Source organism: Mesoplasma florum L1, assembly GCF_000008305.1.
Taxonomy (GTDB): Bacteria; Bacillota_I; Bacilli_A; order Mycoplasmatales; family Mycoplasmataceae; genus Mesoplasma; species Mesoplasma florum.
In genome coordinates, this window is the sequence record NC_006055.1 from 632,517 (window position 1) to 657,400 (window position 24,884).

30 protein-coding genes are annotated in these 24,884 nt (G+C 26.3%); 1 reads left to right on the forward strand and 29 read right to left on the reverse strand.

Annotated features, from left to right (window positions below; all coding sequences use genetic code 4):
- Positions 1-52: 52 nt before the first annotated feature.
- From MFL_RS02880 to MFL_RS02920, 9 genes are all read right to left on the reverse strand, one after another.
- On the reverse strand, positions 53-832 hold the full coding sequence (locus MFL_RS02880; protein WP_011183433.1) for a DNA-processing protein DprA: 780 nt from the start codon (positions 830-832) through the stop codon (positions 53-55).
- 4 nt (positions 833-836) lie between these two features.
- Entirely contained in the window at positions 837-1,142 is a 306-nt protein-coding gene (locus tag MFL_RS02885; RefSeq protein ID WP_011183434.1) for a single-stranded DNA-binding protein, read from the reverse strand.
- Between the two features lie 71 nt (positions 1,143-1,213).
- Positions 1,214-1,840, reverse strand: a complete 627-nt coding sequence (locus tag MFL_RS02890; protein WP_011183435.1) for a ribonuclease HII — start codon at positions 1,838-1,840, stop codon at positions 1,214-1,216.
- Complete coding sequence (gene ylqF, locus MFL_RS02895) at positions 1,834-2,781, reverse strand: ribosome biogenesis GTPase YlqF (protein WP_011183436.1); 948 nt, start codon at positions 2,779-2,781, stop codon at positions 1,834-1,836. The genes MFL_RS02890 and ylqF overlap by 7 nt, the downstream gene beginning before the upstream one ends.
- An 89-nt stretch (positions 2,782-2,870) precedes the next feature.
- The gene (gene rplS / locus MFL_RS02900; RefSeq protein ID WP_011183437.1) at positions 2,871-3,257 is read right to left on the reverse strand and encodes a 50S ribosomal protein L19; all 387 of its coding nucleotides are present in this window, start codon (positions 3,255-3,257) and stop codon (positions 2,871-2,873) included.
- 1 nt (position 3,258) lies between these two features.
- Entirely contained in the window at positions 3,259-3,990 is a 732-nt protein-coding gene (gene trmD, locus MFL_RS02905) for a tRNA (guanosine(37)-N1)-methyltransferase TrmD (RefSeq protein WP_011183438.1), read from the reverse strand.
- On the reverse strand, positions 3,990-4,490 hold the full coding sequence (locus MFL_RS02910; protein WP_011183439.1) for a ribosome maturation factor RimM: 501 nt from the start codon (positions 4,488-4,490) through the stop codon (positions 3,990-3,992). Before MFL_RS02910 ends, trmD begins: the two co-directional genes overlap by 1 nt.
- Before the next feature lie 57 nt (positions 4,491-4,547).
- Complete coding sequence (gene rpsP / locus MFL_RS02915) at positions 4,548-4,817, reverse strand: 30S ribosomal protein S16 (protein WP_011183440.1); 270 nt, start codon at positions 4,815-4,817, stop codon at positions 4,548-4,550.
- 87 nt (positions 4,818-4,904) lie between these two features.
- Entirely contained in the window at positions 4,905-5,774 is an 870-nt protein-coding gene (locus tag MFL_RS02920) for an ECF transporter S component (RefSeq protein WP_011183441.1), read from the reverse strand.
- A 111-nt stretch (positions 5,775-5,885) separates the two neighbouring features.
- Here MFL_RS02920 and MFL_RS02925 point away from each other — a divergent pair, with 111 nt between their 5' ends.
- Complete coding sequence (locus tag MFL_RS02925; RefSeq protein ID WP_011183442.1) at positions 5,886-6,449, forward strand: inorganic diphosphatase; 564 nt, start codon at positions 5,886-5,888, stop codon at positions 6,447-6,449.
- A gap of 56 nt (positions 6,450-6,505) precedes the next feature.
- Here the strand turns inward: MFL_RS02925 and MFL_RS02930 are convergent, their stop codons facing one another.
- The 20 genes from MFL_RS02930 to MFL_RS03025 form a co-directional block, all read right to left on the reverse strand.
- Entirely contained in the window at positions 6,506-7,300 is a 795-nt protein-coding gene (locus MFL_RS02930) for a hypothetical protein (RefSeq protein ID WP_011183443.1), read from the reverse strand.
- Positions 7,301-7,362: 62 nt separating this feature from the next.
- Positions 7,363-8,076 (reverse strand): YebC/PmpR family DNA-binding transcriptional regulator, encoded by a 714-nt coding sequence (locus MFL_RS02935; protein ID WP_011183444.1) that lies wholly within the window; start codon positions 8,074-8,076, stop codon positions 7,363-7,365.
- Between the two features lies 1 nt (position 8,077).
- A complete protein-coding gene (locus MFL_RS02940; RefSeq protein WP_011183445.1) occupies positions 8,078-8,698 on the reverse strand; it encodes a deoxynucleoside kinase in 621 nt (206 codons plus the stop codon).
- Between the two features lie 13 nt (positions 8,699-8,711).
- The gene (locus tag MFL_RS02945) at positions 8,712-9,467 is read right to left on the reverse strand and encodes a pseudouridine synthase (RefSeq protein WP_011183446.1); all 756 of its coding nucleotides are present in this window, start codon (positions 9,465-9,467) and stop codon (positions 8,712-8,714) included.
- A complete protein-coding gene (gene scpB, locus MFL_RS02950) occupies positions 9,467-10,096 on the reverse strand; it encodes an SMC-Scp complex subunit ScpB (protein WP_011183447.1) in 630 nt (209 codons plus the stop codon). The genes MFL_RS02945 and scpB overlap by 1 nt, the downstream gene beginning before the upstream one ends.
- Positions 10,089-10,922, reverse strand: a complete 834-nt coding sequence (locus tag MFL_RS02955; RefSeq protein WP_011183448.1) for a segregation and condensation protein A — start codon at positions 10,920-10,922, stop codon at positions 10,089-10,091. Before MFL_RS02955 ends, scpB begins: the two co-directional genes overlap by 8 nt.
- Before the next feature lie 50 nt (positions 10,923-10,972).
- On the reverse strand, positions 10,973-11,812 hold the full coding sequence (locus tag MFL_RS02960; protein ID WP_011183449.1) for a hypothetical protein: 840 nt from the start codon (positions 11,810-11,812) through the stop codon (positions 10,973-10,975).
- A gap of 16 nt (positions 11,813-11,828) precedes the next feature.
- Complete coding sequence (locus MFL_RS02965; protein WP_011183450.1) at positions 11,829-12,398, reverse strand: hypothetical protein; 570 nt, start codon at positions 12,396-12,398, stop codon at positions 11,829-11,831.
- A gap of 9 nt (positions 12,399-12,407) precedes the next feature.
- Entirely contained in the window at positions 12,408-13,892 is a 1,485-nt protein-coding gene (locus MFL_RS02970; RefSeq protein ID WP_011183451.1) for an MFS cation transporter, read from the reverse strand.
- A gap of 1 nt (position 13,893) precedes the next feature.
- Entirely contained in the window at positions 13,894-15,555 is a 1,662-nt protein-coding gene (gene argS, locus MFL_RS02975; RefSeq protein ID WP_011183452.1) for an arginine--tRNA ligase, read from the reverse strand.
- A gap of 51 nt (positions 15,556-15,606) precedes the next feature.
- Complete coding sequence (gene frr, locus MFL_RS02980; RefSeq protein WP_011183453.1) at positions 15,607-16,152, reverse strand: ribosome recycling factor; 546 nt, start codon at positions 16,150-16,152, stop codon at positions 15,607-15,609.
- Positions 16,153-16,163: 11 nt separating this feature from the next.
- A complete protein-coding gene (pyrH, locus tag MFL_RS02985; RefSeq protein WP_011183454.1) occupies positions 16,164-16,880 on the reverse strand; it encodes a UMP kinase in 717 nt (238 codons plus the stop codon).
- A 397-nt stretch (positions 16,881-17,277) separates the two neighbouring features.
- Positions 17,278-18,021 (reverse strand): polysaccharide deacetylase family protein, encoded by a 744-nt coding sequence (locus MFL_RS02990; protein WP_011183456.1) that lies wholly within the window; start codon positions 18,019-18,021, stop codon positions 17,278-17,280.
- A 46-nt stretch (positions 18,022-18,067) separates the two neighbouring features.
- Positions 18,068-18,628, reverse strand: a complete 561-nt coding sequence (locus MFL_RS02995) for a hypothetical protein (RefSeq protein ID WP_011183457.1) — start codon at positions 18,626-18,628, stop codon at positions 18,068-18,070.
- A 2-nt stretch (positions 18,629-18,630) separates the two neighbouring features.
- Positions 18,631-19,524 carry a translation elongation factor Ts gene (gene tsf / locus MFL_RS03000; protein WP_011183458.1) on the reverse strand — a complete coding sequence of 298 codons (894 nt, stop codon included), beginning with the start codon at positions 19,522-19,524 and terminating at the stop codon, positions 18,631-18,633.
- A 24-nt stretch (positions 19,525-19,548) separates the two neighbouring features.
- Complete coding sequence (gene rpsB / locus MFL_RS03005) at positions 19,549-20,349, reverse strand: 30S ribosomal protein S2 (protein WP_023026095.1); 801 nt, start codon at positions 20,347-20,349, stop codon at positions 19,549-19,551.
- Positions 20,350-20,544: 195 nt separating this feature from the next.
- The gene (locus MFL_RS03010; RefSeq protein ID WP_011183460.1) at positions 20,545-22,605 is read right to left on the reverse strand and encodes a transporter; all 2,061 of its coding nucleotides are present in this window, start codon (positions 22,603-22,605) and stop codon (positions 20,545-20,547) included.
- Between the two features lie 15 nt (positions 22,606-22,620).
- Positions 22,621-23,529 carry an RluA family pseudouridine synthase gene (locus MFL_RS03015; protein WP_164919795.1) on the reverse strand — a complete coding sequence of 303 codons (909 nt, stop codon included), beginning with the start codon at positions 23,527-23,529 and terminating at the stop codon, positions 22,621-22,623.
- A complete protein-coding gene (locus MFL_RS03020) occupies positions 23,529-24,521 on the reverse strand; it encodes a CPBP family intramembrane glutamic endopeptidase (RefSeq protein WP_011183462.1) in 993 nt (330 codons plus the stop codon). Before MFL_RS03020 ends, MFL_RS03015 begins: the two co-directional genes overlap by 1 nt.
- A 75-nt stretch (positions 24,522-24,596) precedes the next feature.
- Positions 24,597-24,866, reverse strand: coding sequence for an HPr family phosphocarrier protein (locus MFL_RS03025; RefSeq protein WP_011183463.1), 270 nt, complete (start codon positions 24,864-24,866; stop codon positions 24,597-24,599).
- Positions 24,867-24,884: the final 18 nt, after the last annotated feature.

The window sequence follows — 24,884 nt, forward strand, 5'->3', positions numbered from 1 at the left end:
ATTTTAAATATTTTACCACCAAAATACAAAATAAAAAACACCAAAAGTGTTTTTAAATTTGATTTAGAATATCTGTTGCACTTTCTAATAATTTAGCGCCATTTTTTAATAAATTATTGCTAGAAGATTCAGTATCTTTTAAATTTTGTGGAATTGCGAAATAGGGTTTATTTTCATTTAGAACAGCATTAAACAAAGGCTCAATTTTTTTAAAATTTGAATGTTCTAAGAATATAATCGCTTTTGATAATCCATTTATTATTCTTATATTCATTTCTTCTTTGTTGTTATTTGACTTATACTTAAAATTATTTGATTCTTCATATTCACTTATGATTATAAAATCATAATATTCTATATTTTTATGTTTCGCTCAAGATTCACTGTTTAAAAATGATTGAAGTGGTTCTTTAGTTACAACAATTAACTTACCTTGTTTTTCAATGATAAAGTCTAATAATTTATTATCTTGAGAATTTTCACAAGATAATAGTATTGTTCTATTTTCTTTAATAAGATCTTCAACTACCTGTTTTATTACTTTAAAGTTATACTCATCAATATTATCTGAACTATTAATAAAAATTGTTTGAAAGTAATTTTGTAGTAATGAAATATTACCTAAATAATAAAGAATGAAAGGGGGCTTCATTATTTGTTTTAAGTTGTTTGGGTATAGTGGATTTATAATGGAAATAAAGTTATTTGGTATAGAATTTGGAACTTTAATTAAATCTTGTGTTTCTATTTTTTCTTTTCTATCTAACGCATCATAAATTTTTTCTCAATCCCCATGGTATTTTAAAGAAAAATATAATAGTACATTATCCATAGTATTAATTTAAATACATTATTCTATTTGCAATAATTTCGTTAAAAACATTTGAGCTTTCTTTATTAACTGATGAATGTATTCTAGCTTCAATTCCAACAACAGCTTGATCATGTAAAGCAAACTCATCATTAATAGCAGATGATCAGGCTTTTATGTTAATTAAATCATCTTCATTTTTACCTGTTTTAGATTTATATAGGTTAGGTACTCTAACTACAAACTTATATAATTTTGCATTACCATCTTTTGATGTGTAAGTAACTTGTGCATCTCCTTCAATTTGACCAATTATATTTACTAAATTCATATGAACTCCTTTTTTTATATGTGTCAGATACCTGACATAATATAATTAAGAAAAAAATAAAAAAAATAACATTAAAAGTTATTTTCTAGAATATCTTTAATTGGTTTGTAGGTTTTTCGGTGTATTGGCAAAACACCAAGCATTTTAGTTTTTTCAACATGTTCTTTTACACAATAACCTTTATGAGATTCAAAATTATATTCAGGATAAATTTTAGCATAATCCAACATTATATTGTCTCTTGTAGTTTTTGCTAAAATTGAAGCTGCTGCAATTGATTGACTTAAATCATCCCCTTTAATAAATGGGGCACATACATATTCTTGAATAATAATATTTTCTGCATCAATCAAACATAAATCAGGCTTAGGTTTTAAATTCATAATAGATTTTGTCATACCAATTCTGCTAGCTTGTTTAGGATTTAATATATCTACTTCATCTGCTTCAATTATTTCAATAGCATAGCTTATAGCTACTGACTTTATTTCTTCGCAAAGTGATTCTCTTTGCTTTTTGCTTAATTTTTTTGAATCTCTAATTAAACAATTTTTATAATCTTTTGGCAATATTACACTTGCTACAACAACAGGTCCTGCCATTGCACCTCTACCAGCTTCATCACTGCCACTAATAAAATCAGTTTTATATTTTTCTCTAATTTGACTATCAAATAATATTCTTGATTCATCTATCATAAATCTGAAATATCCTCGATTGCTTTTTCATTTTTAATTTTTGATGCTTTTTCCATTTCCTCTGGAACAACTTCTAAAATTCTTTCAAAAGAAACTTTATTAAATTCATTAGCAATAATATCTCTCATAAAAGCATCAATTACTCTATCATAGTCAAGTAAATCATCATTCATGTATCATTTTCTTACTTTTGCAATCATTTCAAAAATTATAAAAGTATCTGTTATTTGAATTGGTCTTTGTAATCTGGGAGAAATTTTATAATGATTTTCAATTAATCCTTCATAGTGATTAAATAAGTATTGCATTAATTTTCCTGCAACTCTTTCTTTAGGATATACATCTTCTTTAATAGAATTAATTGCACATATATTAGTTGCTACAGTTTCATTTTCTAACTTTGCTGGTAACACTCCGGGTGTATCTAATAAAGAAATAAATTGTGATAAGTGTATTAATTGAATACCTCTTGTTAATCCTGGTTTATTACCAGCTTTAACACTTTTGTTTTTGATCAATCTATTAATGAATGTTGACTTACCTACATTTGGGATTCCAATAACTAAAACATTAATTAATGAGTTTACCATTCCTTTTGCTTTATCTTTTTCTTGTTTTTCTTTTGTTGCTTTATTAATTAAGTCAATTAATGGTTTAACAATATTTTTTTGTTTATCGTCTAAAACCATTACAGTATTATTTTTTTTCTCATAAAACTCAACTCATTCTTTAGTTATATTTGGGTCTGCAATATCAGCTTTTGATAAAACATATAAGATTGGTTTATTCTTTAAAATTTTTGAAAAAGTTAAATTACGAGATGAATATGGTGCACGGGCATCTAAAATCTCGATTACTAAATCAACTACAGGTATTTTTTCTTCAATGTTTTTTAAAGTCTTATTCATATGACCTGGAAATCAGTTAAATTCTGCACTCATATCGTTTTCTCCTTTTAAATCTTTTTATATTATAACAAATAAAAAAACCCTCATTTATTATGAGAGTTATATTGTTTAATAATTGACAACTATTTTTTATCAGCTTTTGTTGGTAAGATTTCTTTAATTCTTGCAGCTTTACCTGATAATTTTCTGATGTAGTAAATTCTAGCTCTACGTACACGTCCACGTTTAACGATAGTAACTTTATCAATAATTGGTGAATGTAGTGGGAAAGTTCTTTCTACGAATACACCGTTTGATAATTTTCTAACAACAACAGAATAAGTAATACCTGAACCTTGAGTTTTGATTACTAATCCTTCAAATGTTTGAATACGGAATTTTTCTCCCTCTTTAATTTTAACGTCAACTTTAATAGTATCCCCTGATGTAAAATCTGGTAAGTCGTTACGTAATTGGTTGTTAATAATAGCGTATTTTGATTGTGTTGTTTTAGTTGCTTTTGATGCCATATTATTTATCTCCTTTCGATTTTCTAAGATTTTCTAATAATTGTATTTGTATTTTATTTAATTTGGACTCATCAATTAAATCTGGTCTTTTATTAAAAGTAGAAATTAATTGTTGTTCGTCTCTTCACTTTTGAATATTAGCGTGATGTCCACTTAAAAGGACTTCAGGAACTTTGTCTCCCCTATAATCATGGGGTTTTGTATACACTGGATAATCTAATAAATTATTTTCAAAACTTTCTTGCTCATGTGATTCAGTATTTATAACTCCTGGTAGAATTCTAGTAATAGAATCTAGCATTATTAATGAAGGTAACTCCCCACCAGTTAACACATAGTCACCAATAGATATTTCAACATCAATATATTTTAATATTCTTTCATCAAAACCTTCATAATGACCACATACTATAATGATGTGATTGTATTCTGTTGCAAATGATTTTGCTAAGTTTTGATTTCAAGTTTTCCCTTGTGGAGATGTTAATACAACAATTGAGTTTTCTGTTTTAACAGATTCAATTGCACTAACAACTGGATCACACATTAAAACCATTCCTCTTCCCCCTCCAAATTGATATTCATCAACTTGATTATGAGGTAGTGTTGTAAAATCTCTTATATCAATAATTTCTAATTCAATCTTTTCACGCTCTAGAGCTTTTTTAATAATTGATTCAGAAATATAAGATTTAATAATATTTGGGAATAACGTTAGAATTGAATATTTCATTATTTTAATCCTTCAATGTTTTTTAAAGTTATAATTCTAGATTCATCATCAATGTTGTTAGTGTACACATCAACCAAAGGTACTCAAAATGCTTTTTCTTCATTTTCTAATAGTACTTTGACTAAATCATGATTACCATTAAACATTGTTTCAATAACTTTACCATTTTGTTTGTTATACACAACAGAATAGTAAGTTAAATCATAGAATATTGAAAATGCATCATTGTCATTTAAATATTTAACTTTTTTGCCTTTAAAGATTTCAACCTCATTAATATGATTATGTTCTTTAAAGTAAACAACTAAATGACTTTTTTGCATACTTATTGATTCAACTTGTTTTGGAATAATTACATTGTTTGTGTTTTCAATAAATAAAAGTTTAATTCCATTTATGTCATTAACTTCAATGCTTTTTTCTAAAGCTATCTTCACAGCTCCTTTAATACCAAATGTGTTGACAATTTTTCCAATAGATAATAAATTTTTATTTTCCATTTTACTTCCTTGCTAAATTTAAAGTGGTTTTAAAACAAATTTTTAATTCTGTTCGAATTATTTTTTGTTAGCAAGTTTTGCTTCGTGTAATGCTTTCATTACACCTTGTTGTGATAATAATTCTCTAACAGTTTCAGTTGGTTGAGCACCATTTTGTAATCATTTTAAAGCTAATTCATTGTTAATTTTAACTTCTGATTTTAATGGATCAAATGTTCCAATTAACTCTATGTATTGACCATTACGGTTAACTCTTGAATCAGCAGCAACGATTCTGTAGAAAGGTGCTTGTTTTTTACCAATTCTTTTTAATCTAATTTTTACCATGTTTCCTCCTATAATTTTTAAAACCTTATTTAATTTTACTAAAAATAAAAAGGGTGTCAAGTAAAACTACTTAACTTCCCTCATTTTTTATTTATATCTGTGGTTTATTGGTCTCATTCTTCATTCAACAATGCTGAAAATTGAGAAAGCTACGCTATATCTTAAGATATTTCATGCAAATATTGAAATTCCAATAACAAAATTAATATCTGCTACATTTTCTAACTTACCATCTGAATGATCATGTCCTTCATGGAATAAACTTATTGAATGTTCATGTACATGATGACTATTAGTTGTTAAGCCGTCTAAATACATTCCTAATATAAACATACCTGTTGTAATAATTGATGCAAATATAATCATTAGTGGAATTGGTGCGAACCTTTTGAATCTAGATTTTATTTTATTTGTTTCTCTATGTATTGGTGAGTTATTAAAAAGTACATTGAACACAAGTCATACCATTCAAACAATTAACACATTTTGAGGTGCTTCAATGACAGTTGATCAAATACCATGATCTCCACCATGCATGGCAAAATGAATAAAAGGATTTAATAATCCAATAATTGATGAAAATATTGGACCCAATGTTGCTATTGATATACAAATAAATGCAATATCTAAAAATCTAAAATCAATTCATAGTTGACCTGAACCTACTGGTAACGCAATTTTTTCAAATAAAATGTCTAGAGCGCTAACTGTTGCTGTTAAAGCTAAGAACACAGAAGTAAGTACCATTTTATAAATAAGTCTTCTTCTAGACATTCTAAATTCAATAGATAGTTTAAATTCATCTTTTTCAATATGGTCATGCCCACCTTTTGAATCAAAGTGATGAATTCCATGATAGTGATCTTCTTTTCTATGTTCTTTTTTGCTTATTTCTTCTTCTTCGTTTAAACTTATATCTTTTAAATAAGTTCCATATTCTTTTTCTTTGTTTTTCATGTTTTCTCCTAATTTATAAAAATTATAAATAAGAATTATAAATATTTCAAGCAATTTTAAAAAAATAAAAATAATATAAGATAAAATAAAAAAAGAAATGAGGAAATTAATATGTCAAAAAACAATGTATTAGATATGATCGTTGAAATTCCTAAAGGTTCTTCTAATAAATATGAAGTAGATGCAAAAACTGGAAGAATTATTTTAGATAGAGTTTTATACGGTGCTAACTTTTACCCAGGAGAATACGGAATGGTTGAAAATACACTAGACTGAGATGGAGATCCATTAGATGTTATTAGTTTATGTACATACCCAACAATGCCTGGTGTTCAAGTAAGTGTTAGAATTTTAGGATCAATTAAAATGATTGATGCTGGAGAAATTGATACTAAATTATTTGGAGTTTTCAATGACGATCCAAGATTTAGTTCTTATGAAAAATTAGAAGATGTTCCTCAACACTTACGTGATGAAATTGAAAACTTCTTCTTACAATACAAAGCTTTACAAAAAAAATCAGTAAAAATTAACGGTTGAGGAACTTTAGAAGAAGCAATCGAAGAATTACATGAATGTAAAGAAAGATTTGCAGAATACAAAGACAGACTTGAAGCTGGTGAAAGAGACTTAATCTTAGCTGAGTGAAAAGAAAAAGGAATTGGGCAAGGATAATTTAAACAACTTAAAGTTGTTTTTTTATACAAAAAAAGAGGTTTTTAACCTCTATCTTACATATAAACAAATGGTCCAACTCATTTAGCGTTTTCTCAAAACTCAGAATTTTTTATTAATGGTAAATAACTTATTTTTATATTTTGAGCATAAGTTCTTGCACTAATGAAATCTTGAACATATTCTTCTAAAGTTAATTTAACCAATGAGCTGATTTCATCAGTGTAATTATATTCAATAGCTTCTTTAACTTTAAGTGAAAAGAAATAAGACATAATCATAGAAATAAATCCTATAAAAAATAATACTGAAAACATAGGGATTTTTCATATTCAAAGAATAATCTTATCTGTGTTTTCGCTTGTTCTTCCACTCATATAACCAAATAAAATACAATTTATTAATAAACAAATACACATTAGTGCTAAAGATAAAAATGGAATAGTTACTAACAATCATTTGTATCCTCTTACCAAACCATTTTTTTCATTTATTTTTGACGCTATTCACAATCTTGAAATAATATAATCAATTTCATATCCAACAGATTCAAATATTTTTTTAGATATCACAATTTGTTTTTTACTTTTATTTAGGTTTCTAAATAAACTAATATAGTTTTCTGTATCTGCATAAATGATTTCATAATCTGCTAAATGATAAATTCTTTTAAACTGTTCTATAATTCTTTCAATTTCTTTTGAGCTTATAACATCATTGTATGAATTGATTCTGGGTACTTGATAATTTATATATGACTTATTAAAATACAACACCGAAAATAGTAACGATATCATAACAATAAAGTTAACTATTAATAACATTAAATTTATAATAAATAAGTTATCCATATTATCACCTATAATGATTATAAAAAAAATAACACCTAAGTGTTATAAAAAGATTTTATTAATTAAATAGTTGCATTGTGATATACATTTTGTACATCTTCTAATTCATCAAGTTTATCCAATAAAGTTTGTAATTGTTGTTTTAATTCAGCATCTGAAACTTCAATATAGTCATCTATTGGAATTAACTTTATTTCTGACATTAAGTATTCTTCAATACCTAATTCATCAAGTGAGTGTTTAACTGCATTAAATGATTTATATGGAGCTGTAACAATGATCATGTCTTCTTCAACTTCAACATCATTTACATCAACTTCACTCATCATTAATTGTTCAAGTACTTCTTCTTCTGTTTTACCTTTAAAAGCAAACATTGAAACTTCTTCAAACATAAAAGCAACTTTTCCTTCGGGATTACCATGATTTTTATTAAATACTTCTCTAATATTGGCAGCTGCACGGTTAACATTACTTGTTAAAGCATCAACTATAATTGCTGTATTTCCTGGACCCATACCTTCATATCTATTTGATACGTAGTTTTCTGCGTCTCCTCCAGTTGCTCTTTTAATAGCTCTATCAATAACTTCTTTTGGAATTTGATTTGATTTGGCTTTATCAATTAAAGCTCTTAATGCTAAGTTTGAAGATGGATCAGATCCACCTGCTTTGGCTGCCATATAAATTTCTTTACTTGCTCTACCATTAGCTGCAGATTTTTTTGCAGCTGTTTTAGCCATTGAGGCGGCGCGGACTTCGTGTGCTCTTCCCATATTAAAACTCCTTTTTAATTTTTTCTATATTTCTTATAACTTCTTCAACTTTTTCGTTTAAGTTATCATTGTTTGCATCAATTACTAAAAATGGAAAATCATTTTTATGTTCTTGATAATATTCTTCGTATGATTCATTCAATATTTTTCAATAGTTTTTGTCAATGCTTAATTCAGCAGCTCTTCCTCTTTCATTGATTCTTCTAATTGAAGTTTCATCTGAAACCTTTAAGTAAACAACTAAATCAAACTTTAATCTATCATTAGGATATCTTAAGTTTTCTGATACAACATATTGGAAAAAATCACAATATGTTTTGTAGTCTGTGTCATTAACATTTCCCATTTTATGACCAACATTCATGAAAATCGGATCTTCAATAATTGTTCTGTCAAAAATTTTATTTTTTAAATCTTTTGCTGCAAATAATTGTTTTGATCTAGCTGTTAACATAAATATTTGCATTCTAAAAGCATAAGCCTTAATATCTTTGTAATAATCTTCAAAGTAGGGGTTTTCATCTATTGGCTCAGGAAAAATTTCATAATTTAATCTTTCTGATAATTCTTGTGATATTGATGATTTACCTGCTCCTACTGTTCCAAAAATTGCTATTTTCATAATATATACCTCTTTATTTAATTTTTAAGTCTTCTTTTCTTTTTGTTGATTGATAAATTCCATAGAATTTTTTAACCTCATGAGGTTTTAATTCTCTATATCTTCCAACTTCTAAATCATCAACTTCCAAAAATTCAATTTTAGTTCTTTTTAATTTCATTAAGTTAGCTTCAATAGCTGAAAACATTTGTTTAACGTGGTGTTTTTTACCTTCTGCAATTGTCATTTCAATAATTGATTGATCTTTTTCTTGATCATAATTTAATAATTCTGCCTGAATTGCTTTTGTAAAGTAATCATCTTCAATTTTTACACCTTTAAGTAATTGGTTAACTTGTTGTTTTGAAACTTTACCTTTACATAAACCTTGATAAGTTTTAAAGAATTCATATCTTGGGTGCATAACAAAATTTGCAAATTCACCATCATTAGTCATTATAATTAAGCCACTAACATCATAATCAAGTCTTCCAACAGGATAAACTCTAGTTGGTACGTCTTTAAAATAATCTGCAACTGTTTTACGTTGTTTAGGATCATACATTGTTGTTAAAACAAGTCTTGGTTTATTAAATAAATAATAAAACTTTTCATTGTTCTTAGTTGTTTGTTTACCGTTAACTTCAATATCAGCATCAGTACTTGTTTTAAAACCAAGTTCAGTGATAACTACACCATTTACTTTAACTTTTCCCTCAACTATTAATTTTTCAGCGTTTCTTCTTGAAGTAACACCCCTAGCTGAAATTATTTTCTGTAATCTTTCCATTAAAACATTCCTTCTGAGTCATCTTCCTCAAAAACATCTTCTTCTGAGATCATTTCTTCAGTAACTTTAATTTCTTCTTCAAAATTGTTTTCTTCATCTTGATTTTTATATGAAGCAAAATCTATTTGAGGTAAAGCTTCAAATCCACCTGTTATATTAAATAATTTAAAAAAGTTATCTGTTATTGTATAAAGATTTGCACCTGTTGAAGTTTTACCAACTGCTTTAATTAATTTTTTTTGTCTTAATCTATAAATTTGGTATGAACATTCTGCTTGTCTTATCAACTCAATATCATGTTTTGAAATAGGACCTTTATAAACAATGATTGATAAAACTTCGATACTTGAATTTGATAATCTTGAATTATTTACTTCTAATTCTAATTTAGCAAAGTATTCGTGCAATTCTGGTTTAGTTTGTAATCTATATTTATTTTTTCCAAATTTTTGAATTGAAAAAGCACAATCAGGATCTGAAGAATATTTTTTTTCTAATTCTAATATAGCTTCTTGGATTGTAACTGGTCTAACATCTTCAAGTACATTTTGTAAGTCTAGTAAACTAATACCATCATCACCATATACGAATAATAAACCCTCAACTATTGCTTTAATATTGCTATTCATATTCTTCTACCTCTTCTATTCTTCTTAATACAGATTCATCAGCTAAAGCTTCAGATGTGAATCTAAATTCTAATGTATCATTCTTTTGATTAATAACAGCAACTTGATGTCTTACCATATCTAGTACAGCTAAAAAAGTTGAAATTAAATTAATTAAGTTTAATTCATATCCAGTGATAACTTCTTCAAGTCTTCACTCTTTATGTTTGTTTGTTTTCATAACATCAACAATTGATCTTGCAATTACTTGTGGAGAAATAATTTCATTTTGGATAGGTGCATAAGCATCTTCTAACAACATATTTTCATCATACTCAAAATCTTCATCAAAGTTTTGAGCTCTTTGTAAAATTGATTGGAATATTTCAGCGAATTCGTCAATACCAATATCAAGTGGGTTTACCATTAGTTCATCATTTCTATCTGCAATAGATTGAATAAATGATTTTTTTGTTTTTGGTTTTGAAAAAGTCTTTAAATATTCTTCTTGTTTATTATAGAAATATTCACTAACTTCTTTAATTTGTCCATATTGATTAATTTGCTCCAATAAATCCTCAAACATCAATTCTTCTTCAGAATCATCATCGTCATTTGGAAGCAATATTCTTGATTTCATTTCAATCATTTGAGCTGCTAAAACTAAATATTCACTAGCTAATTCAATATCTAATTTTTGTTGTCCCTCAATATATTTTAAATATTGATCAATTATTTCACTTAAATTAATTTCAAAGATATCAATCTTTTTATCTTTAACCATGTTTCACAATAGGTCTAAAGGACCTGAGAAATTGGAAATATTTAATTCGTCTCAATGTTGCATGTTATTTCTCCTTGTTTATTTACTATTTTATAATAAATAAAATTCTTTTCCTATTTATTAACTTGATTTAATTTTATTAATTTTAGTAATTCGTCATCGTTTTTTAAATCTCTATGCATTTGAATTAATGTTCGAGCAACTAAAACGAATAATAGTTCTGTTTCTAATGCTATGTTATATTTTGATTTTGGATCTGTAAAAGAATGTTCTAGATTGTTTCTTAATTTTCTTATGTAATGAAATGAAACTGATTTATTTAATATTTTTAAATAATCTGCAAAAGCTAATTTTCTAACTGTTGTTTTGAATAGTGGCATTGATACTGAATCAAAATCTTTTGTAAAAATAAAATTACTTTTAACATCAATGCTCTTTAAATTGTATTTATCCACAAAAAATACATTAATAAACATTAACTTATCAAAAATTGAATATAAATATTTATACATAACCAATTGATCATGAAATTCTAGTTCATTAATTGCAAATCTCTCATTGACACTATCATATGATTTGCTTTTAGAAGATTTATTAATGTAATAGTTAACAATCATTTTTATTTCAGAATAAATATAAAAGTCAAAAAAGTAATTTTTAATTGTCATTAAAGAAAGTAGAGTTTTTAAAAGATATAAAAATTCATGTGTATCTTTTGTTGAAACAACTTTTTTACTTGGTTTAATATCAATATCTAAAATTCTATTATTTTTGATCAAATTAATATTAAGTCTGTGAGAAATTGTTGAATCTTTTAAAATTACTTCATCAATCATATTTGCGATAAAAAATAAAATATCGTCAGCTTCAGACTGCTTAATTCTTTTATTCTTAACTATTTTAATTAATTGTTTTATTTTTTCTGAATAATCAATTAATTTTAATTCATTCATAAATTTCTCCTTTCTTTTAATTACTAATTATTTCAAATGCATTTGCATGTCATTTATAAATTCTAATGAATATTTCATTTTGTTCTTTAAAAAATGATTTAATCATTTCACCAGTTATTTTATTGTCTAACTGTTCATTATGTTCTATTAATTTTTTATCTGAAAAAATAATAACTTGTTTTTTTATTCATTCAGCTAATTTAGCCGCATGTTGCTTTTCTTCTAAAGTTAAAGTTTTGTTATTATATTTAACTTCAAAATCATCTTTAATATCAGAATTTAAATTTTTATAAGTTATAACTTCTTTAAACATTGTTTGTTTAATTGACTCATGAAATTTATTTTCAAAATCATCTATTTCTTCTTGTTCAATAAACAACATACCAAATAAATCAGAAGGCTTAACAAATTTATGATTATTATATGAAGCTATTTTACTAACTACTTCTTCAAACTTTTCGTAAAGTGATTTGCTTATTGTAATTTTATTTTCATTTTCAAAATATTTTATAAAATCACGAAATACTTTATTATTTAAATTTTCATCTATTTTAATATCATTAATTTTTTCAAAATTATTTTTCATATATTCCTCTTATTCTGTAACTATTCTTGAATTAATTTTTCTTTCAACTGATTGTTTTTCATACTCAGAAAAAATATGTTTAATATTTGCGTAATCAACAAATTCTGCAATAACTTGATCAATTCAAATAACTGTTAAAAATAAATAAATACTATTTATAAAGAATAAAGCTGCTGCAGTTATTCTAATAACAATTTTTAAATTATTCTCAAAAGCAATAATATTATCTATATTTGTTTCTGCAATTATTGCTTCAATTGATTGGTAAGTAAATAAACCAGATTTAGTATAAATAATTGAATTAAAAACAAAAATAACTAAGAATTGACCTACAAGTAATGCTGAGGCGATAAAACCAGTTACTGGAACACCTTTTGTTGCTCTATAGTTTCACATAATTGCGAATCCAAATCACATGTAAAATAATATAAAATATGACGCACCAAATATTAAATTAGAAATAACCATTCAAGTAGGATTAATAATAAATGTACTAATTAATAGTGCTATTCCTGAGATTACAATTAGACCATAAATTAGATTTTTAACTCCAATCTTTGGTAATAAAATTTTATACAATGTATAACCTATTGCAAATTGTCCAAATATAAATAATGCTTGGTATTTTCTATCTAAAGTTGATAATCATTCAACGTCATTATTACTTATTTTTGAATTTGTTACAAAATACATTCTAAATATTGGTGACTGAACAAAACCATAAATAACACCCAGTAATAAAGTTAAAATAATTAATTTTACCAAAGTTGATTTAGAGTATTTTATTAATTCCTCTTTTAAAACTAATCTAAATTCACCAATTTTATTTTTATTTTCTGTTCCAATTTTAAAACTTATTAATAAAGAAATTAACAGACAGATAATTACAAAAATATTTAGAATTATAAGTTTATCAGTTAGGAAGTTATTTAAACTTATTATTCAATTACCAATAAATGTTGCAAATGTTATAACAAACCCAACTGAGAAAGAAACTTTTAATGCAAATAGTCTATTGTATTTTTGCTCATTTAAATATAAAAAGTATAAACTCTGTGAAGAAATGCTTATGGCCAATATAATCGCTTGCAAAATAATAATAAATTTAAATCAAGCACTGTCATTTAATGGAATCAATAAAAGCATTGAAGCAGCAATTGACGCAATAATTGAAGATCTTATTCATATATTTCTGCTTCTAATTTTTCCTGTTATTCAAGTTGCTAGTGGTTTCATTAAAATAGCAAATAAAATTGAACTACCAAATAATAGCAATACAACAATTATGGCTGGTGGTGTGTTATGAAAAGTATCAGTTAAAATGTTTGAATTTTCTTGTATCAAAATAGCATTCATAACTCATACGATTAAAGTCTGCATATAAAATCAAAATAATTTTTTTTCAAAATTAAGTTTTTTGTAAATGAAGTATAAGAATAAAAAACCTAAAACAATTACAAAAGGAACAACAATAATTAAATCTCAATTATTCATGTTACATTGTTTCTAAAGCACTGACACCAATGATGTTAAATGCATTAGTCAATACTTGTAAAACAGACAATACCAATCCCAATCTTGCTTCACTTGTTGGCACATCATTTTCATCAAGAATTTTTGTATCAGCATAGTATGAGTGGAATTGTTTACATACAGTTTGAATGTATTCACATATTAATTGAGGCGCTCTATTTTTTGCAGACATTTGGATAACTTGATTGAAGTTGTCTAATGTTAACAATAACTCAACTTCTTTTTTGTTTGATAATAAGTTAGATACGTTTAAATTTGCTTTTATATTTTTTTGATCAGCTTGATTTAAAATTGAATGACATCTTGCTGTTGCATATTGAGCATAGTAAACAGGGTTTGTTGCATTTTTTTGTTGAACTAAATCTAAATCTAAATCCATGTGTGAACTACTTGATTTAGAAGCTAACATATATCTTAAAGCATCTTTTCCAACCATTTCCATAATGTCAACTAATCAAACAGCAGTACCTTTTCTTTTACTCATTTTGTATTCTTTACCATCTTTAATAAGCCTTACCATTTGGACCATTTCAATTTCTAAAATGTCAGGATTATGGCCTAAAAGTTGTAGTCCTGCTCTCATTCTAGGAATATATCCGTGGTGATCTCCACCTCAGATGTTAATTAAAACATCTGCATGAGTTCTTTGAATTCTAATGTTGTGAGTAGCTAGATCAGGAACAATGTAAGTTAGTGATCCGTCTTTTTTAACAAGAACACGATCTTTGTCATCCCCAAATTCAGTTGTTTTCAATCATAAAGCTCCATCTGCTTCATAAGTAGCATTTTTTTCTTTATATTCTTTTAAAAGTTTTTCAATCTGATTTGTATCATACATTTCTTGTTCACTTGAATAATGATCAATAACTACACCAAAATCTTTTAATTGTTGTTTGATTTCAGTTAAGAAATGTTGAACTGCTTCTTTTCTAAAAATTTGGTGAGTTTCTTCATCTGAAATAGCTGTTTCAGTAAAAGTTAAATTTTTAAATTTATCACCATATTTTTGAATCATTATATTTGCTAAATCATCATAAAATGTTCCACCATAAGTATTAGCAGGTTTTTCTGTTTCAATACCTAAAGCTCAAAGATAATGAACAAAAACAGTAACTGCTAAAATATTTATTTGATTACCAGCATCGTTTGTGTAGAATTCAGTCTGAACTTCATAACCATCAAATTTCAAAACCTCTTCTAATACTGATCCTGTTACCGCATTTCTTGCATGACCTACGTGTAAAAATCCAGTTGGGTTAGCTGATACGTATTCAATATTAATAATTTTATTCTTAATTTTATTTTTACCGTACGCTTCTTTTAAAGTTGTAATATTTTTAATTGTTGTTGAAAGCAATTCTGTTTTTAATTTAATGTTAATAAAACCTGGTCCAGCAATTTCTATTTGGTCATAGTAATCTTTTTGTAATAATTCATTTTTAATATTTTCTGCTAATTGAATAGGATTTTGTTTCAACTCTTTTGCACTCATTAAAGCAAGAGTTGTAGAAAAATGACTATCAATATTATTTTTGTTAATTTCAACAATTGGGTCTTTTGATATATTAAATTTTTGCGCAATTTCTTTTAAGTCTTTTTTGACTATGCTAATTATGTTTTCCATTTTTATTCCCACCTTCTAAGGAAAAAACATTTGTATAACAAATGTTTTAATCTATATTGCCATTAATTCTTTTTCTTTAACTTTTGATATTTCGTCTAATTGCTTAATACTTGAGTCTGTTAATTTTTGAATATCTGTTTCAATACCTTTAACAACATCTTCACTTATTGATTTATCTTTTTTAGCTGTATCGATTGAATCTCTACGAATATTTCTAATACGTACTTTAAAGTTTTCTAATTCTTTATTCATTTTTTTAACTAAATCTTTTCTGATTTCTTCTGTTAAAGCTGGTATGTTTATTCTTACAACCTCAGCATCAGAAACTGGATTTAAATTTAAATCTGATTTATTAATTGCTGCAACCACTTCTTGAATTAAAGTTTTGTCTCAAGGTTTGATTACTAACAATTGTGGTTCAGGTGTTGATATTTGAGCAGTTTGATTAACGGGAGTTGGAGTTCCATAGTAATTAACCATAACTTTGTCTAGCATTGTAGCACTTGCTCTACCTGTTCTAATTGTTTTTATATGTTCTTGTCAAGCAACAACAGTATCTTCCATTTGTTGTTCTGCTATTAATAAAATTTCATCCATATTTTTTTCCTCTATTCTTCTATTATTGTTGATTCTAATGAACCTTCCATAACCTTAATTATGTTGTTTTGTCCTTGCATGTCAAATACTTCAATTGGAAGTTTTGCATCCTTAGCCAATGTTGCAGCTGTTAAATCCATTACGCGTAATTGATTTTCAGCTATTTCACGATGAGTTAATTTTTTATAAAATTTTGCATTCGGATTTAAATTTGGATCTGAGTCATAAACTCCTTTTACTCCATTTTTTGCCATCAATACTGCATCAGCACCAATTTCGATTGCACGGATTACTGAATTAGTATCTGTTGTAAAGTAAGAGAACCCTGTACCACCAACAAAAATTGAAATGTAGCCTTCATTCATTTTTAAACGAGCTCTTTTAAAGTTGTAATCATCTGTAACTGTTTCAATTGGTAAAGAAGAATAAACATTAACTTTGTCATATCCTAATCGTTTGATAGTTGATTCAAGTGCTAAACCATTCATAACAGTTGCTAACATTCCCATGTAGTCAGCATTAATTTGTGGCATATCAATATCAGTTCCAAGTTTACCTCTTCAGATATTTCCTCCACCAATAACGATTCCTAATTTTAATCCATTTTTTGCTAACTCAACAATTTGTTTAGCAATGTCTTCTAATTTTTCTTTGTTGTAAATTTCATTTTCGCTTTTTAAAGCTTCACCGCTCAGTTTTAATAAAACTGTACTATATTTATATTTCATATTAAATACCTCATTCATCTTATTTATTATACCCAAAATAGACAATAAAAAAAGTATTCATAATAGAATACTTGCTATTTATTTTAGGTTATTTTTTAATAAATTTTTATCTTTTATGAAAAATAAATAAACTGTTAATATAACTGAAATAAATTCGAGTAATATAGTTATTAAATTCAGAATTCCTCAAGAATTATATAATGTGTTCATTGTAATCAAAGTATATGTGAATAGACTTATAGATATTATTAGTAAAAATAAAATATAAAAAATTTTATAAGAAATTTGCTTCTTTTTTATCATTAGAAATAAAAAATAAATAGATACAATAAATGAAACAAAAGATATTAAAATTGCTGAAGTTATTTGTAGTATTTCTATAGTTGAATATCTCATTTTAAAATCCTAACTTTCCATAGTTTGATCAATATGATTCAGAATTTTTTGTAAAGTTTGAAAATTTATATCCTTTTTCTTGAAGTGTTTCAATAAATTCAGGTAACCACTCTTTTGCATAATCTCTAGTATGGGCAACAAAAATTTGACCTTTTTTTAAATTATCCATATATTGTTTAATAATTTCATTTTTACCGGTTTTTTCTTCTAAAAAATCTGTTCCTAAATATCCTCTAACTCAAAATGGATTTTTAACTTTACTTTGCACATATCCTAATCCTCTATAATATTGAAGATAAGGCATCCTAATTGGTATATCTTTTGATTCAACAATTTTGCCATTTTCGGCATAGGCTTTAATTATCATGTCATTTACATTGTTTAATTCTTTAACTAATTGCTTTTGATCATTTATATATTCATTATGATAATAAGAATGATTACCAAGCGTGTGCCCTTCATTTACCATTCTATCTACAACTCTTTTTACTCCTGGTTCTGTTTCATATTTTTCTAAATTAATACCGGTCATAAAAAAAGTAGCCTTTATATTATATTGTTTTAAAATATCTAAAATTTGTTCATCAGCAGACGCTGATGGACCATCATCAAAAGTTAACATAACAACTTTTTCCTTTGTTTTTATTTTATTTACTTCTTTATTATGACTCATTGAAATAAAACTAAAAATAAAGCATATTAACATTAAAAAAAATATTATAAGTTTATAAATTTGTTTTTTCATTTTGTTCCTTCTTGTAGAATAAAAGCACTCCTAAGAATGCTTTAAACTATTTATTTCTAATTGTTTTATTATGATATGCTAATGCATCTTCAGTATCAATTTTGATACCTGTCATTTTTTCATCAAAGAATGAAGCATCAACCATTTTTCTACTAAATTTAACTTTTTTTGTAACTCTTTTACCTTGTTTGTAAAAAACATAAATATTTTCAGTTCTAGTATCTTTTATAATTTTAACAATATTTTTATTGTCAATTTTTTCTCCAATTAAATTAACTGAATCTTTTGTTAACGCAACACCAAAGTGTGGTATGAAAAAGAATAAAGCAATTACTGAAGCAGCAATGAAAACCATTCCTATAACTGTTGTTACTATAGCACCTGTATTTGCATTTGAATTATCAGGTTTGTAAATTATAGCTGTTATAATTCCCATAATTTCACTTATTGAAATTAATGATACAGTTACAATAGGTAAAACTAAACCATATTTTTTTGACTTAGTATCAAGTTTTATAAATTGGTAGTAATAAAATGCTAGTGTTAATAATAAAAGTAATGAAACTCCAATTAACACGATACTCATAATTAAAAATTTTGAACTCATAACTAGTTACCTAATTGAGCAGCTACTTCACTTGCAAAGTCAGTAACTACTTTTTCAATTCCTTCTCCAACTTCATATCTAACCATGTCAATTAAAGTTACTTTTTTAGATTCTAAGAATTGACCTACTTTAAAACTTTCATCAACAACATATTGTTGGTCTACTAAACTAATTTCTGATAAACGTTTTGATAATTTTCCTTTTAAAATGTTTTCTAAAACATTTTCTGGTTTACCTTGTAATTTTGGATCTTCTTTAGCTTCAGCTTTAATGATGCTAAATTCTGATTCTTTAAACTCAGCAGGGATTTCATCAATGCTTTTGTATTGTGGACTCATTGCGGCAACGTGCATAGCTAAGTTGTATGCATCTGTTGAATCAAGTGTTCCTTTAAAGTTCAATGCAACTGAAACTCTTTTGTTTGCATGATTGTATAAAGTAGTTGTATTTCCAGCTTCTTTTTCAATTAAAGTAAATCTTCTTAATTGAATTTTTTCTCCAATTGTTGCTGTAGCACTAACTAAAACTTGTTCAATTGTTTCTCCAGAGTTTGTTTTTAATGCTAAACCTTCTTCTAAAGTTTTAGCATTTGAAGCTAATAATACATTAGCAATTTCATCGATTAAATTTATAAATTTTTCGTTTTGTGCAACGAAATCAGTTTCTGAGTTAACTTCAAGAATAACAACTTTTTTGTCGTCTTCTTTAGCTAATGCTACACCCTCAGCAGCTACACGGTCTGATTTTTTAGCAGCTTTAGCTAATCCGTTTTCTCTTAATCAAACGATTGCATCTTCGATGTTTCCATCAGTTGCTTCTAAAGCTTTTTTACAGTCCATCATACCAGCTTGTGTAATTTCTCTTAATTCTTTAATTAATTGTGCGTTTACAGCCATATGTGTTTTCTCCTTTTGATTTTATTAGTTATTTGTTCTTTCAGGTTTATTTCAGCTTCTGTTGTTTGAGTAGTTGTTTTCGCCTTCTGTTCTTTCACGTTTAACAACAACTGTTTTTAAAACTGAAGGTGCTAATTTTAAATTAGCTCCATCAGCGAATGCATCAACTAAAGCATTGATCATAATGTTTACTGATTCTTGTAAATCATCGTTTGCAGGAATTGGTAAAGTTACGATATCTGGATCAACGTTAGTATCACATAATCCGATAACTGGAATGTTTAATTTAATTGCTTCTTTAACAGCAATTTCATCTGATTTAGGATCTACAACAATTAATGCAGCAGGTAATTTACGCATTTGTTTGATTCCACCTAATGATTTTTCTAAGTTAGCTTTTTCTTTTAAAATTAAGATTTGTTCTTTTTTAGTTCTTAAAGCTAATTGTCCATTTTTTTCTGATTCTTCAATTTCTCATAAAGCTTTAATTCTTTTTACGATTGTTTTGAAGTTAGTTAAAGTTCCACCTAATCATCTTTGGTTAACATAATAGTTTCCTGATCTTAATGCAGCTTCTTTAACAGCTAATTTAGCTGAACGTCTTGTTCCTACGAATAAAACTTTTTCACCTTTAGCTCCGATTGATTGAACTAATTTTTCAGCTTGTCTTAATTGAATTAAAGTTTTTTCTAAATCAATTACGTGGTTTTTTGATTTTGACCCATAAATAAATGGTGCCATTTTTGGATTTCATCTTTTTGTTTGGTGACCGTATTGAACACCAGCAGCAGATAACTCATCTCTTGTTACTTCTTTGTATGCCATTTTTGTACTCCTTCTTTTTGTATTTGTTAGGCTTCCAAGCGATTCGAACACTAACCACCCTTTTACTAATTCGGGCACTGGGTTAATGAATTCTCGCTTGTGATTGAATATCTATATTTTTTGTTAAATAATCAACTTTTAAAATTATAGCAAAAAAAGCCCAATTTTTAAAGGGCTTAGTTTTAAGAATTAATGTTATTTTTTAGTTTTCACTTTTGCAACTGTTGTTTCAGTAGGTTTTAGTGTATAAACTTTTGGTGTATTTTTATATTTATATCTTTTTTCAAAATAATTTTCATCATTAATTATTTCATTATTTTCTTCAATTTGATCGTATAAAGATTTCATTATTTGATCATTTTGATTTGATTCTTCTTCAGCATTAATACCTGCATCAATGAACCTAGCAATTTTTAATTTACTACTATTTTTTTGAATAATTTGTTTAACAATCGGTAAGTTAACAATAATATTTAAACCAATTTTTGGTCTGAATATTAAAGGCAATATAATACAAATTGGTAAACTTGTAATCCCTGTAATGGCGAGTACACTAACAATTGTTGGAATAGAAATTGAATCCACAATAACACTTATTGTACCAGCTTCAGTAGTTGCAATATTTATTTTTATTAAAGCAAATTGACTTAATCCATATTTTATAAATAAAGATGTTGAAATAACTGGAACTAATAAGAATATAAAGTTTGGTATTACATTTTTTAATGAAGAATTATAAGTTATATGCGTTCAAGTAAATGACCACAAGAAGAAGTAAGCAATCATCATAAATATTAATTTGATTATGTAAAAGTATCTAATAATATTAGGTATTCAATTAGGTTTATCTCCTGAGTTAAAAGCAAAAAAGTAAATTAATACTAAAGTTATAGCTTCTGTTACTACATATCAAGTTGCAATCAAGTTCAATCATTTAGTTGTTCTTTTCTCAATACCTTTAGCTTGAACTAAAACATACTGACCTTGTACTATAATAATGGCACTTGTAGATAAACCAAATAATATTGAAAATTCTTGTCCAGAAAATATATATTTTAATGCTTCTGCTTGATATATAGCGCTAGCTTCTGTTCCATCAAAATCTTTTGCAATAACGTTTCCAAATAATCCGGTTGCAACAAAAGGTGTAAGGATCGAAATCATAACAAAACTAAATGCAGCAACAATATATGTATAAAGTTCATAGTTTGTATATGTTTTTCATTCTATTCTTCCTTCTCTTAAAATTTGAGATATAAAGAACTCTCTAAAAGAAACAATAAAATTTAACATAATAATTCTTATATTAATACCTACTATCATATAAATAGATAACATAGATGTTGTTTTAAGACCAGAAGCTCCTAAAACAATAAGAAGAATAATAATGTCAGCATTCATCAAAGTATTTATTCCTAATGAAGAAAAGAAAAGTTTTGATGATTTTCTCACTAAATTATGATCGTTAAAATCTGAGTAAAATTTAATTCATGGGTATTTTCTTTTAACATATACCATAATCATAAATCCACGAATAAAAGGATAAATAACAATGGGTAAGAAAACTAAAACAGGACTAATATGTATTCCTTTAAAATTTATATAACTTAGTAAGGAAATAATTAACATATATACAATTACATCAGTAAACAAAATAATTGCTCTTCTTAAATAGTTTTGTTTGTCAGCTTCAAGGACATTTTCATAAATACCAAAAATAGAAGAACTAACAACTTGCTTGAACCCAAAAAAGAAACAAACAAATCCTAATTCTCATAAATGTATTGTAATTGGATCCATTCCATCTTTAATAATTGGTCCTGTAATACTTGTTGTAATTGGATCTCCTTGTAAAAAATGTGGAGCTAAAGCAATTTCAAGAGGATATAAAATTGAAATTAAAGTTACAAAAATTAATCCTCTTCATAATTTATTACGATATTTTCTTTTTGCTGTTGAAAAAGATTCATTTGCTGTAATTCAATCTTTTTCCATGATTGGTTTTGCCATTAAAATAACTGTAGTTATTCCTAAAGCACCTTCACATGTACCACCAATAATAGCGATTGACATTGATATTCTTACGAACCCATTAAATTCAGTACCATAAGCACTCAAAATTCAATAAATCATAAGAATTTGAATAATGGTATTTGTTAAAGAAATAGCAACTCCAACTAGCGCACTTCAAACACTAGTTCTAGCTGATGTCTTTATAACTATGTTTTCTGTTGCATTTGTAGCTTCAGGTTGCATTTCTCCACCTCCTTTTTATCAGGTTGGTTCTATTTCTATAATTTTACCATTTAGATTTTCCAAATTTCCTTCAAAACCATTGAACACTAATTTATTAGCAAATAAAAAAATCATTTTTTCATTGTTTATTATTGTTCCAGAATATCTAGAATCATTGATAATTGAAGCGCCATAATATTCAAGAGTAGCTCTAATTTGGTGCTTTCTTCCTGTTAATATTTGAACTTCAAGTTCAGTTTGTTCATTAGTTACATCTAAACTAACAACATTAAATATTGTTGTAGCTTCTTTGTAATCACTTCTAAATTCTTCGCTAAATACTGATTTTTGAATTATTGGATCATATTTAATTCATCCCTTAGCAATTAAACTTTCTGTTACTGGAACATCAATTCTACAACGGTAGTATTTTTCAATTTTTTCTTTATCTTGAATTGCTTCCACCATAATGTCATGTGTTTGTTTATTTTTTGCATACATAATTAGTCCAGATGTTAATTTATCCAATCTATGAATATGACTTATAACATATGAATTCTCTTCACTAGGATTATATTGATTTGTGTCAAATAAATAATTCTTAACAATATCATCCATACTTGTTTTAACTGGAGAATGGACTTCAACGTTATAAGGTTTTTTAACAATTAAAAGATTTGAATCTTCATATATAACGTCAATATCATAATTTGTTATTTTTTTGAAATCATCCCTTAAAACTGGTTTGTTATTGTCATAAACAATAATTTCATCATTAGCTTTAATTAAATAATCTTTATCCTTAATTCTTTTTCCATTAATTTTAATGTCACCTTTTCTTAGTCATTTGTAAATAACTGATAGAGGTGTTGTTTTATAATTCTTTTTTAAAAATTTAAATAATGACTGATTATCATCATTTTGATTTGCTTTAAATGTATTCATTAGTTTCTCCCTGCGATCATTCAAATAAATGTTATAAGGTTTGATCCTAAATGAACTAATCATGAATAGGTTACATTACCTTCTGTGTAAATAAAAGTTGCTGATAATATAATTGATGGAATTAAATATATGTAAATGTTTTGAACATCTCCCATACCTACATGTACCATAGCAAAAGCTAATGATGAAATGATCATTGCAAATCACTTATTACCAACTCCTGTAAAAATTGAATCTCTAAATGCTAGTTCTTCAACTAATGGTGCAACAACAACACTAAAAATAAATAATAAAATTGAATAAAATATTTTAACTGTAATTGAAGAGTTTTTATAAATTTCACTAAGTGCATTTTGATTTGCTGTTTCTTTTTCAATAAAACTTAATCCAAATGATACAGCGAATAAAACGATTGTCATTATTAAAACTACTACTATTACTTTTTTTCATTCTTTTTTCAAAGTCAAAAAAATTCTATCTTTCAAAAATGGCACTTTAATAAATAATATTATTCCTACAACAACTTCTGCAATGATTTGTAGTGTCATTGATACAAATTGAGTTGCTACCGGATTATTTTTGCTGTTTCAACCAGATAAAGCTAAAAATAACGAACCTAAAATTATTACAAATAAGAAAGGTAATACTATAAAAGCATAAATACCAAAAGCATTGGTTCTTGTGAAAAGTTCATTGTCTCTTTTATATAAAACAAAACAACCTATTGCAGAGCAAAATATTTGAACTGAAACAAACACAAGATTTATAATACTTTGTGTGTCTTCTTCTGTATTTGCGTTTATTGTGAATTTTAATATTATAAGAACTATTAATGGCACAAATAGAACTGAAGTTGCGAATATGATTCCATCAATCAAAGGATTAAAAACATTAAATTTGAATTTAACTTCTTCTGGTAATTGATCTTGAAATCTCATTTTGTTTAATGATGATTTCATAAAATTTTTGAGTTTATTAATTATTAATTTCATGTTTCTCCTTTTTTCATGTCTAATTAATTAAAACATATAAAAAAATTGCTATAAGCAATTTTCATTAATTTTGTTTTAACCTTCAATTAATGCTGCAGCGATCATTGCTTCTTTAATACCAGCAACTGCTTCTTCAGCATCACTACCATCAGCAATAATAGTAATTTCATCACCATTTTTAATTTGCATTGATAAGATGTTCATTATTGATCTTAAGTTTCCTGATTTACTTCCTGAAACGATTTGAATGTCTGAACCATATTTTGAAGCTGCTGAAATAATTGCAGTAGCTGGTCTTGCATGTAATCCAATTTTGTCAGTTATAACTGCTGTAAATTGTGCCATTTAATTTTCCTCCTGTAT